Source organism: Bradyrhizobium sp. UFLA05-108, assembly GCF_059803455.1.
The window spans coordinates 42484-56211 of sequence record NZ_JBANAZ010000040.1; the positions used below are offsets into that span (position 1 = coordinate 42484).

Consider the following 13728-nt stretch of genomic DNA (forward strand, 5'->3'; position numbering starts at 1 on the left):
TACAACTGCCCCTCAGCGGCTACGCAACCGCCTCGTGGAAAAACAAACACGCATCCGTCTTGATGTCGACGTCATCGCTTGGGGACCGTAGGCAACATGTAACCCGGCGAGCGTCAGGTCTTCTTTCATCAGGAGAGCACATGCAAGAATTCACAAGCCAAAACCGAGTCTCTGGGCGCGTTGATTGCGGGTGGCATGCAGACGATTGCGTGTCTACTACCAGATCAGGTAGATGCGACCGCCAACTTGAGGCCCTAGCGTTCGGTCGTATTCCCCTGCCGATTATCGAGGAAACAGTGAGCGCAAAGGACGACAGGCTAACAATTAGTCAAAACGGCATATTATGACTGGCAGAACCAGGGTGGAGAAATGTACCCGCCATTCAGGACCCTCGGTGTTCTGATTTAAGGGCCACACAGGGCGACGAATGGCGGAAGGCGTATGCGTAAGGAAAATCGATCGGACAAAAATCCTGTCGAGGAACGTCAACCGGTCGATCCGATCATGCAGATCGATCGGCTTGCATCTTCCGATCCCGAGAGGGTTGCCCTGAGGTACGGCGCAGACGCACTCACCTACAAGGCGCTGCGCTTAAGATCGGATGCTCTCGCGAGGACGTTACGAGAGAGGGGGACTCACGGCGCGGTGGTCGCCTATTTGGGTGAGCGGGACCTCGATTGGGCGACGACTGTCGTCGCAATTTTGAAGGCTGGATCAACCTACTTGCCGCTCGATCCGTCGTTACCCGCTTCCCGTACATCATTCATGATCGAGCAGAGCCGCTGCGCTCTGATTATTGGTCCAGACCGGCTGGAGTCGCTTAGCCAACTCCAGGCGAACAGCAAAGCCACCACGCAATTCGTGACGATTGAGGCGGCGCTGCGCGAAGGCCAAGCGTCGTCTCTTGCGCCATCATCGAACGGGAATGGACTTGCCTACATTCTGTTTACGTCTGGTTCGACGGGCCGCCCCAAGGGCGCAATGATCGAGCGCGCAGCGCTGAATAATCATTTGGCGGCAAAAATTGACGCTTTAATCCTAAGCCGGACGGATTGCGTCGCGCAGACAGCGTCGCACTGCTTTGACATCTCGCTGTGGCAGCTTCTGGCGGGGCTTTGCGTCGGCGGCTGTAGCGCTATCATCGATGATGCGACCCTGAAATCGCCAGTTGGTCTTCTCCAATCAATTCAACAATGTGGCGTGACGGTTGTTCAATTCGTTCCGTCGATGCTTGCGGTGTTTGTTGAATATTTGCAATCGCTTGCGGCCGCTGAGCGAGCTCTGAACGGTTTGCGGGTTATTTCTACGGTCGGAGAACCTCTCACGCCGGGACTGGCGCGCGCGTGGTTTGCCTTATATCCTCTGGTCCCCATTCTCAACCACTATGGGCCGACCGAGTGCGCGGACGGCGTTGCGCATCATCTGCTTTCCGTCCCCCCTGCGCTGACTGACCTCTATGTGCCGATCGGCAAAGCGATTTCTAACCTCGAGGTTTATGTCGCGGACGGACCGCGGCTGTGCAACCCGGGAGAGGTCGGCGAGATCTGTGTTAGCGGCGTTGGTGTCGCTGCTGGTTACGTCAATGACGACGACCGCACCAAGGATGCCTTTGGGCCAAACCCGTTCTCGAACGATCCTTCGTTCCAGCGCCTATACCGGACAGGTGATCTCGGGCGCACTCGTTCCGACGGCCTCTTGGAATGTCTCGGTCGACGAGACCGTCAGGTCAAAATTCGCGGGCACAGAATTGAGCTGGGAGAAATCGAGGCCCGCCTTTGCGCTCATCATTCGGTACGTGGCGCCGTCGTGGTCGCCTCCGCCTGCACAGGCGTAAAGCTTACGGCGAGAAACATAGCCAGGGCTGAGGGGGAAACTGGATCGCGGCGACTTATCGCATACGTGTCGGCCCCGGCTGAGGTGGGCGAAGGCGAGCTTCAGAACTTTCTTGCCGAAGCCCTTCCCACCTACATGCTTCCAGAAAGAATCATCCACGTCGGCAGTATTCCACTGACCAGAAACGGAAAAGTCGATTTTGGAGCCTTGCCGGACCCGGCCAGTGTGCGCCCTTTCTTGCCGACTCGATTTGAGGAGCCGCAAACAGAGCTCGAAGCTCAGCTGTGTGAAATTTGGTCCGGCGTTCTGCGCATTAAGAACATTGGCGTGAATGACGAGTTCATAAGCCTCGGCGGAGACTCGCTTCGGGCGATGCTTATATTGGCCCAGGTGCAGACCTTGCTCGGAATGAGAGCGGATTTCAGGCGCGTTCTGAATGGAACGATCCGATCTCTTGCGGCGTCGATCTCGGCTCCAGTCGAATCGAAACCGTGCACAGCCCCGACGCACGGTAGGCTAACGCGCGCGCCCCTAACGCGAGTTCAGGAGCACCTATGGTTTCTCTCACAGCTTGATCCGTCTGCCAGGAACTACATCATTCAGGGCGGCCTGCGAATAAAGGGCAGCATCGATTTGGCAGCATTCAATCGCGCCTGGACCGATGTCGTTCACTCCCATCAGGCATTTTCTGCACGCTTCATCGACGAGAAAGGTCCGCTTCAATGTTTCGATGTTCCTCAATGCGCAAGCCTTGAACTGGCTGATGCATCTCATCTCACGGCGCAGGAAGCAGAGGAGCTGATCGCAGAGCTGCGACGAACAGAGCTTAACGCCAATTTTGATCTCGGCCAAGGCCACTTATTTCGCGCGCGTATGATCCGTTTTAGCGCTGACAACCATCTGATACTGATCACCGCTCACGAAATCATCATCGATGCCTGGTCGATCTCCGTTCTGCTCAGGGACCTTCGACAAAGGTACGTAGATGCTGCGGCGTTCTTGCCAGAAAACCGGGCGTCACTCTCGACCTATGCCCTCTGGGAAATCCAACACACGACGCCGGAGGCGCTAGCCAAGCAACGGAGTTATTGGCGTAATCAGATTGGCGATGATCCGCCGGTTCTTTCGCTCGGAACGGGACGAGCGCGGCCGCAGACAAATTCCTATCGCGGCGCTTCGCATGCGGTGCTGCTTGGCAGCGAGCTCTCCAATCAGGTCCGGGAGTTTGCGCGCCGCCATAGATGCACCACGTCGACAACACTCCTTTCATGTTTCAAGCTGCTGCTGCGGATGTATAGCGGTCAGGACGACATTATTGTTGGCATACCTCACGTCGTACGGGATCAACCAGGCAGCGACGTAATTATCGGCTTTTTCCTGAATATGCTGCCGATCCGGACCGCGATCGATGTCGACCAGTCCTTTGTGGTTCATGCGTTGCGCGTCCAGGATCTAGTTAGCACTGCCATCGCAAATTCGGCATATCCATTCGGCTGGATGGTGAGGGATGCCCGTCTATTTCGCGTTCGCGAAGCCGGCCGCTCACCGATCTTCCAGGTCATGTTCAACATGTACTCCGAGGCCGCCGAGCCATCCGGCCAACATGAGTTGGATCTGACATTCCGCGAATATGAGACCGGCTATGTAAAATTCGATCTGACATTGTACGCACAAGATCAGGGCGATGAAATTGCTCTCCAGCTAGCGTATGCGGAAGACATATTTTCGAGCGATCTGATTGTTCACATGGCCGACAATCTGCGCTGTCTGATCGCAGCTTGCATTGAGAAGTCGCTTGCGCCCATTAAGAATCTGAGCTGCCTCAGCGCGTCAGACGTCGCTATGCTGGATTCGCTGGTTGGCTCGCTGCAGCCATATGAGACTGAATGTCCGCTTGTCGAGGCCTTCGAGCAAATCTGCGTCTCGAATCAGAGCCAAGTGGCATATTTTGGTCAATTCGGTGAGATCACATTCGGCCACCTGCGCGAGCGCGTAACAGCTATCAGATCGCTACTGCGGGCTTCGGACGTGGGAGCTGGCGATATGATTGCCATGCTTGTCGACCGGTCGTCCGACGTGGCCGCGGTTATTCTTGCGGCACGAGCCCTACAGTCCATTGTTGTCCCGATATCGCCGGATTATCCGCGTGATCGGATCGAACATATCCTGCGAGATAGTCAGGCAAAGCTCTTAGTTCACGCAAATGCCGCCGAGCCTCGTTTCGACGTGCCGTCGGTCTGTCTATTGACCCTAGAGGGGGCGAGCGTGCCCGCGCACGATTTTGGGCGCAGGGACAAACCATCAGATCGGGGAATTGCAAGCCTTATTTACACGTCGTCATCAACAGGAAGGCCGAAAGGAGTTCTTATACCGGAATCGGCAATTCTCAATCGACTGAACTGGATGTGGCGACGCTTTCCGTTCGACGGTACCGACGTTATGGTTGTGCAGAAGTCCGCATCACTTGTTGCTTCGGCTTGGGAGTACTTTGGGGGGCTTCTGAAGGGTATACCGGCGCTGATCCTAGCCCAGGAGCAGTTGCTGGATCCGGATCTGCTATTATGCGCGTTGGCAAGATGTCGTGCGACACATTTATTTGCCTCTCCGCCACTCCTATCCGCCGTCATCGCTTCGCAAGAACGGCGCCCGCGACCGACGTCCTTGCGGCTGGTCACAAGCAGCGCCGAATCGATGCCTCCCTCGCTTCCCGGGCGCTGGCGTGCGAATTTTCCTGAAACGCCGTTGTGGAACTTCTATGGTGCTACGGAATGTGCATCCAATGCAGCAGTCTACGAAACATCGGATGCCGACGACGGCTCGTCCCTTGTCCCCGTTGGGCACCCAATCGATAACGTCAAAATCTACGTGCTCGATGCCCAGTTAAGGAGAGTCCCTGTCGGAGTTGCTGGCGAACTCTGCATTGCCGGACGATGCGTGAGCGCTGGGTACTGGCGGGATCAAGATCGGACCAACCGCTGTTTCATCCCGAATCCGTATGATGACGGCCGATTCAGCGTTCTTTATCGAACTGGCGACATCGCACGCATTTCAACCGGCGGCCTGCTCGAGATTTGCGGCCGATCGGACAACCAGATCAAACTACGGGGCTTTCGAATTGAGTTGGAGGAGGTCGAAACGGCTCTTGAGTCTCATCCTGCAATCGCAAAAGCTGTGGTCGTCGCAGACGGCATGGATAGTCATCGCCGCTTGATCGCCAGCGTGGTTCCGGCTCGCCACAGTCTAAGTTCTGGAGATATTGTCACTCACCTGCGCCACACATTGCCATCCTACATGATTCCTGCCGCCTTCCGTTTGGTTGACAGCATCCCCCTTACGGCAAGTGGGAAGATAGATCGTTCTCGCCTGTCGTCCGTTCCTTACCGCGAGGTGGAGCCAGCTCCCTGTGCTGAGCCCCGCACGCGGAAGGAGCGCATTCTTGCTGCGATCTGGCAGGATCTATTAGGCACCAAGTGGGTCGGACTCGATCAGAGCTTCTTTGATATCGGCGGAGATTCTCTTCTCAGCGTGCGCTGCGTCACGCTGGCGCGCAAAGCCGGGCTGAATCTCACTGTCGAGCGACTTCATCGAACACCGACTATCAGGGAATTGGCGGCAGACGAAGCGGTTACACCCCATTCCGCGGATGGTTCATTGGCAATCACCCCCGCAATCTCATCTTGGAACCGTCTTGCCGCCTTCGACGAGCACTTCAACATCGGCGATCTGTTCTTCTTGCCCGCCGGCGTCCTGAACGTCCGAACGCTCGAGCGCGCCCTTGCCCATGTCATGAATAGGCACGAAGGCCTCAGACTGCGTATCGCTCGAACTGCTGATGGCCTACGTCTGACAATCGAACCTTCCGTGGCCGAACGCCTCGTGGAAGAGATCGATCTTGTCGGAATAAGCGTCCTTCAGCAGCGTAAGATAATCGAGAGCATCTCGGCAAGGCGTCAGCATATGTTTCGGTTTGACGGCCAGACGCCTCTTGTCAGCGTCACAGCGTTACGCACAGCGGAAAGCGGCGATTACTATCTTCTGGTCCTGATCCATCATTTTGTAGCGGACGGGATCGGCTATCGCCTATTCCTGGAAGCGTTGGATACGGCATACAACGCCCTTGCCTCGGGCCATGCTCTAAGCGGTCCCGAGAACACACAAGCGCTCTGTCCATGGTTGAAGCGCCTTGAACACTACGCGAACAGCGAAGCGCCAGCCGAACTCGAATACTGGGAGGGGATTGACTACCATCAGTTCGATTTTCACATCAGCGACACTTCATCTGGCGGCGCAAGCTTTTCGAAGGTGACGGCGAGAGAGCTTCACTATGCACGCCTTGAGGGGCGCACGGATGAAGCGAACTGCCGATCCCTCTGGGAAGATCAGGCCAAATACCATCTTGAGATCGACAAACAAGCGACAGCTGATCTCTTCAATATTGCAGCCAGGTGGGCGCATTGTCAGGACGTCGATGTCTTTCTTGCGGCCATATCCGGCGCCTTTGGACGCGTTTTCGGCAACTACTCGCTCTGGATCGATAGCCTTACCTCAATCCGTGGGCGACTTTTTGATGATCTCGATCCATCTCAGATCATCGCCCATATCAGCGAACTTGTTCCGCTCCCCTTGAGACTGACAGCAACGGAGCACCGCCCCGATCGTGCGCGTTCAATATACCGCCAGCGCAATTCCCTGCCGCGCAGGGGAATCGGGTTTCGGGCCATGAAATTCTTAAACCGAGATGTAGACGTGCGGAGCCGGGTCGGTCGCCTGCCCTTACCAAGAATTGGATTGAATTATCGAGCGGGTGTGCAGCGCCATTTTCCACGCCGTCTCTTAGCCAGGGAACCCTCTCGACTCTGGATCGGCGAAGACATGGATGAAGGGTCCGTGATTCACCTGTTCTGGTTCGATGTCGGATATGAAGCCGGCCAGCTTCAGATCGAAGCGAGGTATGATTCAAGCCAAGTCGGTTATGAGCTGACCCGTAATCTTTGCACAACATTGCAACGGGAGTTGGTGCAAACGATTAGCGAATGCGGAAGAGCTCGCGACACGTTCACCCATGAATGAGCCAGATGCGGAATTCGCCTTCGAGAGCGATCGCGATGCGATTCCGAAGAAGATGCAGCACATTGACCTATCGGCCCCCAATCTGTCGAGCCTCATTCTGCGGCTCGCGATTCCGTCTGTTGTTGGCTTGTCGATCAACGCGTTACAGCAGGTCGTCAACGCGATCTTTGTTGGCGCGCTTGGCGCACAGGCGATCGCAGCTGTCAGCATGGCCTTCCCGATCGTGGTCCTGGTCACAGCAGCTGGACAGGGGATCGGTGTTGGAGCAGCGTCGGTCATATCTCGTCATCTTGGCGCTGGAGAGTACCTGGAAGCGAGTCGAGGCGCGAGCACGGCACTCGCGCTCGCCGTTCCGATCGGTATCACGGTTACGGTCGCGCTGCTTATAAACCTGCGAAAGATCTTCGTAACGCTCGGGGCGACCCCAACGATTATACCCGTGGCGCTCGACTACACAACGACGCTTTTGTTTGGGTACACATTGATGCTTCTAAACATTGTCAACGGATTCGTCGTCAGGGCCGAAGGCAATACACGGTTCAGCATGTGGACGATGGTTACCGCCTTCATACTGAACGCTGTGCTTGATCCCATCTTCATATTTCTGCTGGACCTCGGTGTGCGAGGCGCGGCCCTCGCAACGCTGGTATCTCAGATAGCTGCTGTTAGCCTCTATATCGCGTATTTTGCGAGGCTCCGCGGGATAGTCCTGGTCAGGATATCTCACGTCTCGTTGCGAGCTGATCGCATCAAGCAGCTCGCGTTCATAGGGGCGCCAGCGTCCGCGACCAGTATTTTATCGGCAATTGCCGTTATGCTCTTGTACGGAGCTGCTGCGCCGTTCGGGGACGAGTCTATCGCGGCCCTGGGAATAGCTGTACGGATCTTGACGATCGGCGCACTGCCTATCACCGGCTTCTGTATGGGCTCGCAGGCTGTCCTTGGCTTTGGCTGGGGTGCACGGGACTTTGCTCGTCTACTGAAGGCTGCGAAGTTCATACTCTCAATAACGGTCGCGTTTTCCGTTGCGTATTCTGCGGCCGTTGTGATTTTTGCCCGGCCTTTGGTTGGGCTGTTCAGCAATAGCGATAAGGTCAGGGAAATTGCTGTCTCGACCTCCATTGTCTTCCATCTGTTCTTTGGGTTTTTTGGTCTTGAGAGTTTCGTAACGACGATGCTTCAGTCGTTCGGGAGGGCGCGCCTCAGTGCGGTTGTGTCCTTCGCGAGGCAGGGCTATCTCTTCATACCGGCCATACTATTATTGCCGATCATATCGGGTTTCAACGGACTGTTGATCAGTCAAGCAATCGCTGAGCTGGGCGCCGGCATGATCGCGTTGTTTGTTATGTTTCAACAGTTCGCTGAGCTTAGACGAGCGCTCTGGCATCCCACTTCAAGAGCAACCCAGATTGTGGGTTGAAACTGACGACGGATATCACCGGAGCATTGGGCCTACATCGCCCGCGGATGTGTTGCACTCCAAGAGAATGAAGAGCGTTGCGTGCAAGAGTCATGCGCTACAGTAGTGGTCTTGAGCGGTGACGTTCGCAATGCAGCAAAAGCGCGTGTTGCAGGCCGCCGCAACGGCAGTCGGAAGCGGACGCGGAGCTGGAGTTTCCCGCCGGTCGAGATCGGGGTGCCGCTCGCATGATGAGCTGGACTCCCGCGACTTGAAGCTCTTGTGGTCGCAAGCTAACCACTCGCGGGAATTCAAAGGTCCCGCTTCGCGCTCCTCGAAAAAAAAGGGTTTGTCCCAGCTATGAAAACGCTCGCGACGTTAGGAGCTGCCATTTCTGCCGCTTTGGCGCATGATATCAGCTTTTCGGGCGGACCAATGTACGATCCCGCTCCTCCTCCGTTTCCCCCTGAAGCGAAAATGTTAGGCAACGTGTCCCTGCGTCGTCGGCGTGAATTCGCTTGGGGACGTCATCACGCTCGCGAGGCATTGCGCCGCCTCGGATTCACTCCTGATCCGATTTTGTCTAGAAGTGATCGGGCTCCTCTTTGGCCCGTAGGCTTCGTTGGGAGCATTTCCCACTCTTCGTCTGATTGTGGCGCCGTTGCGGGATGCTCGAGAAACGTCCTCGCCCTGGGATTGGACATCGAAGATGAAGAGCCGCTCGGAGCTGACCTTATGCCAATCATATGCACCTCCGCGGAACTACAACGTCGGGAATGGTCCAGCAGTCGCTTTGGCCCGAAACTAATCTTCGTAATCAAGGAGGCTGTATACAAAGCATATTCGCCAGAAACCGGTGAATTCCTAGATTTTCAAGATGTCAGCGTTAGAACGGGCGACCAGAGTGGGTTTTTCGAGGCGGAGATCATCAATCCGGAAAAACCTATGAATCTCGGCAGTCGGACTATCAATGGAATTTATCTCCCGTTTCTTGGAGGTATTCTTGCATTGGCTGTGCGATTTCGAGGCTCGTAAGTAGCGCTGCGAAACTTGTCAACGTTGCCCGGAGCCTTGGCATGAAATGATCTTCGATCTCGCAGGCGCTATACAGTTGGTACGGCAGCCAGCCGCTGCTGACGATGATGATCGTCCCTTCGTTCACGTCAGACATCGAAGAGGAGGGGAGCATGGACCGGGTGTTTCTCGCGCCTGAACGTATCCAATCGCTCGATATCGTTAAGCAGCTCAATCTGCTCAGCGACTTGGATAAGGGCAAAGCGGGCGGCATCAGGGATTCTGTCGTGGTTTTCGTTGCGAAGAATCGCCAGCAGCTCGGCGGTGCTCGCCAAGCCAGCGACCGCCACAATTCCCAATTCGTCCATGTGGACACGCAGGGCAGACAGTCGGGCTACGCTGCCTCATCAGCATTTTACGCCTTCACAAATCGTGCCGGTGGCGTGTCGTTCGACAGAGATAACCGGTACGAACCGCATTGTGAGCCGGGTGCCGGCCTCACAAATCGGTTCTGCATTCGCGGCATCCGACTTGTTCGGCCGCGACCATAGGCAGAGCCGCGCGGACCACTGCCTGGCAGACATTATGGCTGGCTTCAGTTGTGGAGCCGGGGCGTTACGGGCGAACAGTGCCGACTTTTCAACACCTCTTCCTTTTCGGTGGAAAGGTCTCCCCGATTTTGGCGGCGGCCGACTGATCGGCGCGTCTTGGGGGTGGCAATTCGCTACATCGCTGTCGGGTTGACGCCCGAAGCGGCCGATACGTGCTCGGCCTTGTCCGAGGACAGAGCACCGGCAAATCAAGGAAATGTTAACCATTTAACCCAATGATCTGTATGGAGATATTGTATTGTTCTTGATTTGTTCTTTGTGGGTTGCTACACCTCCAGACGCTTTTGTCCCCGAAAAGCGTCGGCTTTCAAAATGGTGGACTTCGACTCTGTTTGATTCGACGCCGCCGCAGGGGGTAGCTAGGGTTGGACGATGAACCTTCTCGCACGAATGAATGACGGGCCGGCCGTACGGTCAATCTCGCCGCGTAGGGAGTTGGGTGCCTACGAAGCGCTGTGGCTTGAGAAGGGGGCTACCTTCAAAACGATCGCCGAGAAATTCGCATCGGACCCGACTGCTGTCCCTTCCGACTTCGTTTCAGGTGCTGTGGCGGATGTTCGCGCATCGGAAGTTCTGGCTGCGCTCAAGAAGGCAGGCGTATCTAGGTTCGGAACTCGGCTGAATCTCACTGGCAACTATCCTCCGAAGCTCCGGGATGCAAGACATCCGGTGGAAATGCTTTATTTCCAAGGTGCTTGGGAGTTCGTCGAGACGCGTTGCGTTGCCGTCGTGGGGAGCCGCAATCCTAGCGAAGATGGAAAATCGCGTGCGGCGAGGCTCTCACGCGCGTTGGTCGAGCGCGGCTTTACGGTTGTGTCGGGCCTGGCAACCGGCATCGACACTGCAGCTCATACAGCCGCGATCGAGGCGAAGGGCCACACAATCGCTGTGATCGGCACGCCGATCGGGACCTATTACCCGAAGGAGAATCAGGCGCTCCAGCGCAGGATCGCGGAGGAACATCTACTCATTTCTCAGGTGCCAGTGCTCCGGTACGCTAGTCAGCACGTACCGCAGAACAAGCTGTTTTTCCCTGAGCGCAACGTCACGATGAGCGCTCTTACCAAGGGGACGATCATCGTCGAGGCCAGCGACACAAGCGGGACGCTCACGCAGGCTCGCGCGGCCTTACAGCAAGGCCGAAAGCTGTTCATTCTCGATTCCTGCTTCAAGCGAGATGACATCACTTGGCCGGCGAACTTCGAGAAGAGGGGCGCGATCCGTGTCCACGATCTCGCCGATATCTGGGGCGCGTTAGGTGATTGCACGCCTTCTCCAGCAAATTGACGAGACCAACCGTAGAGACCACTGGTACCTCGACGAGGGTGACGATTGTCACTACCTCTACGAATATACGGCCCGTTTGGGTTGGCGCGGCGGCGAGACCAATCAGCTCGTTCACAATCTTCAGAAGAAGCGAGGCGACGGTGGGTACCAATATAAGGCCGCGGCAATCGCTAGATGCGCGAACGATCTGTCAGCGGTTTTAAACGCCGAATGGTTGGCCCAAGCCACGATTGTTCCGGTTCCGCCATCGAAGATGAAAGCCGATCCCGCCTACGATGATCGTATGGTGCAGGTCTGCCGAGGAGTCCGCGCCCCGGCGCCTCCCGACGTCAGAGAGTTAGTCGAGCAGATCGCCTCGACGAACACTTTCAAGGGCGGCAACCGGATGTCGCCGACCGAGCTCAAGCAGAACTACAGGATCGCGGAAAACCAACTGCAGAACCTGCGCGGTATCGTGGGTATCGTCGACGACGTCCTCACGACAGGCTCCCATTTCAAAGCCGTCAAGGAGATGATTCTTGAGCGCGCTCCGCAGACGCGCGTAATTGGACTATTCGTTGCCAGACGCGCGCTCGCAGATCCATTTAACGAAGTGCCGATCGAAGACCTACTGAGGTGAACGATTGTCACCCACAGGCCGCTGCGATAGAGCCGGCTCCGCCGGCGTAGGGGCGTGCCTGGACATGTTTCATGCCACGGCCCGATTTTCCTTGGAAACGCCGCGTGCGACAATCTTTAGGGCGTCATCGGAAAGCGGCCGCTGCAGGCCCTTCGCTTCGTCCCATGGTGCGCGTCAAGCCATAGACTTAGGTACGGTCCCGGGGCTGACTTCGACTTGGTGCCCCGGTCTCCATCGAAGATTGTCCAGATCAGCGGATTTCTTCATGCACTGGATACTGATCACCACTCAACAGCGGCCTGGTCCAGATCGCGCTCGCATGCTGTCGCCGAGATCTTGGACTGCGCGCCAAGCTTTCCTCGCGAGCAACTGCACATATACGCCGGTATACTCGGCTATACGCAGGTATAGGTGCGCCACCGATAGGATGGTGCGCAAGGGAAATCTTAATTGAGATTCGATACGCCCACTTATGTTGGATTCAAGTGGCGGTTGGAATTATGTGGCACAATCGGATATCAAATCTCGCCCTGGCATTATCCGTCCCAGCAGCAACAATTGCGGCTAATGCAGATGCGCTCTCACTTCACTTCTGGGCCGGACTCCTTCTCGGCGGATTGATGTTGCTCCTTTCCTTCATGACGTCGACGAGACGGGAGGCGGCAGCAGCGACCTTGGACGAAGCGATGGCGATCAAAGCGTTCGAGTCGATCAAAGATGGTATTACAATTTATGACGCCGACCGCTGCGTGCTCGGCAATGATGCTGCAGCTCACATGCTCGGGCTTTCCAATGCAGAAGAACTGAGAGGATTGGATATCGCTACGCTTTCTCTGGATCCTCAACCGAACGGCAAGACGGTTGCCCAGATGTTCGAGGAGACCAATGAGGTTGTGATGAGGTCGGGCCACGTCGCAATCGAGTGGTGGCTTCGGCGTAAAGATCAAACCTCCGTTCCGGTCAGGATTAGTCTTGTCGTATCGAAATTCAGCGGCCGTCCGATAGTCGTGTGTGTTTGGCAGGACATAACCGACCTGGTCCGTATGCGCGAAGAGAGGCTGAGTCTTGCAAGGAGATTTGATAGCGATGTGTCGCGGGTCGTCGACGTTGTGGCGAGCTCAATGCAGGACATGCAAGCGGTTGCATCGGAAATTACTGCTTCAACGGACGATGTATACCATCGCACTGAAGCTATGACAGGAATGGTGAAAAAGACGGAGGAAAACTCCACTGCCGTGTCTTCGGCTGCTCAGGAATTCTCGGCCTCGATTACCGAAATCAGCCGACAAGTGTCGACCGCGGCGAGCATTTCGCAAACTGCGCGCGATAAGACCGTGCGCGCTGAAGCTACATTAAGTGAGCTCGTTGCGTCGGTGACGAAGATCAGCAGCGTCGTCCAAATGATCGAGAGCATAGCCTCGCAAACCAATTTGCTGGCCCTCAACGCCACCATCGAGGCAGCACGCGCTGGCGAAGCGGGGCGAGGTTTTGCAGTCGTGGCGGGGGAAGTTAAGAATCTCGCCGCACAGGCAGCAAAAGCGACGAGCGAGGTTGATACTCAAATCCTCGCCATCCAACAAAAGACAGAACTGGCAACTGCGGCGATGGGGGACATCGCTGACATAGTCGACAAGGTGCAGGAGATCTCGAGCAGCATATCGGCGGCCATAGAAGAGCAGTCCATTGTGACGAACGACATCTCAAGAAGTATCACCAGCATCAGTTCTGATATGCGCGATGCGTCCCGAGACATTGACCAACTGAATGATGCATCGCGCACCTCTGGCTCATCGGCGGGCCAGGCGGTTGGGAAGATAACCGATCTGAGCAAAAATATCGCATCGTTACAGGGGCAGGTCAGTGACTTCTTGATCAAAATAAGAGCGTAGTAGGGC

Annotated in this window: 8 protein-coding genes; 7 read left to right on the forward strand and 1 reads right to left on the reverse strand. The window is 56.1% G+C overall.

Translation table 11 applies throughout. The features are described 5' to 3' along the window. Positions 1-441: 441 nt before the first annotated feature. The 3 genes from SO140_RS26850 to SO140_RS26860 all read left to right on the forward strand — a co-directional run bounded on the left by SO140_RS26850 (position 442) and on the right by SO140_RS26860 (position 9337). Complete coding sequence (locus SO140_RS26850) at positions 442-6903, forward strand: amino acid adenylation domain-containing protein (protein WP_498543425.1); 6462 nt, start codon at positions 442-444, stop codon at positions 6901-6903. Then, positions 6896-8323, forward strand: a complete 1428-nt coding sequence (locus SO140_RS26855; RefSeq protein WP_498543426.1) for an MATE family efflux transporter — start codon at positions 6896-6898, stop codon at positions 8321-8323. The genes SO140_RS26850 and SO140_RS26855 overlap by 8 nt, the downstream gene beginning before the upstream one ends. A gap of 456 nt (positions 8324-8779) precedes the next feature. Further along, on the forward strand, positions 8780-9337 hold the full coding sequence (locus SO140_RS26860; protein WP_498543434.1) for a 4'-phosphopantetheinyl transferase family protein: 558 nt from the start codon (positions 8780-8782) through the stop codon (positions 9335-9337). Here SO140_RS26860 and SO140_RS26865 read toward each other — a convergent pair. Then, complete coding sequence (locus tag SO140_RS26865) at positions 9270-9464, reverse strand: hypothetical protein (protein WP_498543435.1); 195 nt, start codon at positions 9462-9464, stop codon at positions 9270-9272. The genes SO140_RS26860 and SO140_RS26865 overlap by 68 nt on opposite strands. Before the next feature lie 25 nt (positions 9465-9489). Here SO140_RS26865 and SO140_RS26870 point away from each other — a divergent pair, with 25 nt between their 5' ends. The 4 genes from SO140_RS26870 to SO140_RS26885 all read left to right on the forward strand — a co-directional run bounded on the left by SO140_RS26870 (position 9490) and on the right by SO140_RS26885 (position 13722). Next, positions 9490-9867, forward strand: a complete 378-nt coding sequence (locus SO140_RS26870) for a hypothetical protein (RefSeq protein ID WP_498541350.1) — start codon at positions 9490-9492, stop codon at positions 9865-9867. Between the two features lie 432 nt (positions 9868-10299). Next, complete coding sequence (locus SO140_RS26875) at positions 10300-11214, forward strand: DNA-processing protein DprA (protein ID WP_498541349.1); 915 nt, start codon at positions 10300-10302, stop codon at positions 11212-11214. Beyond that, positions 11186-11833: a hypothetical protein gene (locus SO140_RS26880; protein WP_498541348.1), complete on the forward strand. Its 648-nt coding sequence runs from the start codon at positions 11186-11188 to the stop codon at positions 11831-11833. The genes SO140_RS26875 and SO140_RS26880 overlap by 29 nt, the downstream gene beginning before the upstream one ends. A 500-nt stretch (positions 11834-12333) precedes the next feature. Further along, the gene (locus SO140_RS26885) at positions 12334-13722 is read left to right on the forward strand and encodes a methyl-accepting chemotaxis protein (RefSeq protein WP_498543427.1); all 1389 of its coding nucleotides are present in this window, start codon (positions 12334-12336) and stop codon (positions 13720-13722) included. Positions 13723-13728: the final 6 nt, after the last annotated feature.

What these genes read in the sequence shown, in the direction of transcription:
- SO140_RS26850 (WP_498543425.1), top strand. Translation starts at nt 442, where the DNA reads ATGCGTAAGGAAAATCGATCGGACAAAAATCCTGTCGAGGAACGTCAA.
- SO140_RS26855 (WP_498543426.1), top strand. Translation starts at nt 6,896, where the DNA reads ATGAATGAGCCAGATGCGGAATTCGCCTTCGAGAGCGATCGCGATGCG.
- SO140_RS26860 (WP_498543434.1), top strand. Translation starts at nt 8,780, where the DNA reads ATGTTAGGCAACGTGTCCCTGCGTCGTCGGCGTGAATTCGCTTGGGGA.
- SO140_RS26870 (WP_498541350.1), top strand. Translation starts at nt 9,490, where the DNA reads ATGGACCGGGTGTTTCTCGCGCCTGAACGTATCCAATCGCTCGATATC.
- SO140_RS26875 (WP_498541349.1), top strand. Translation starts at nt 10,300, where the DNA reads ATGAACCTTCTCGCACGAATGAATGACGGGCCGGCCGTACGGTCAATC.
- SO140_RS26885 (WP_498543427.1), top strand. Translation starts at nt 12,334, where the DNA reads ATGTGGCACAATCGGATATCAAATCTCGCCCTGGCATTATCCGTCCCA.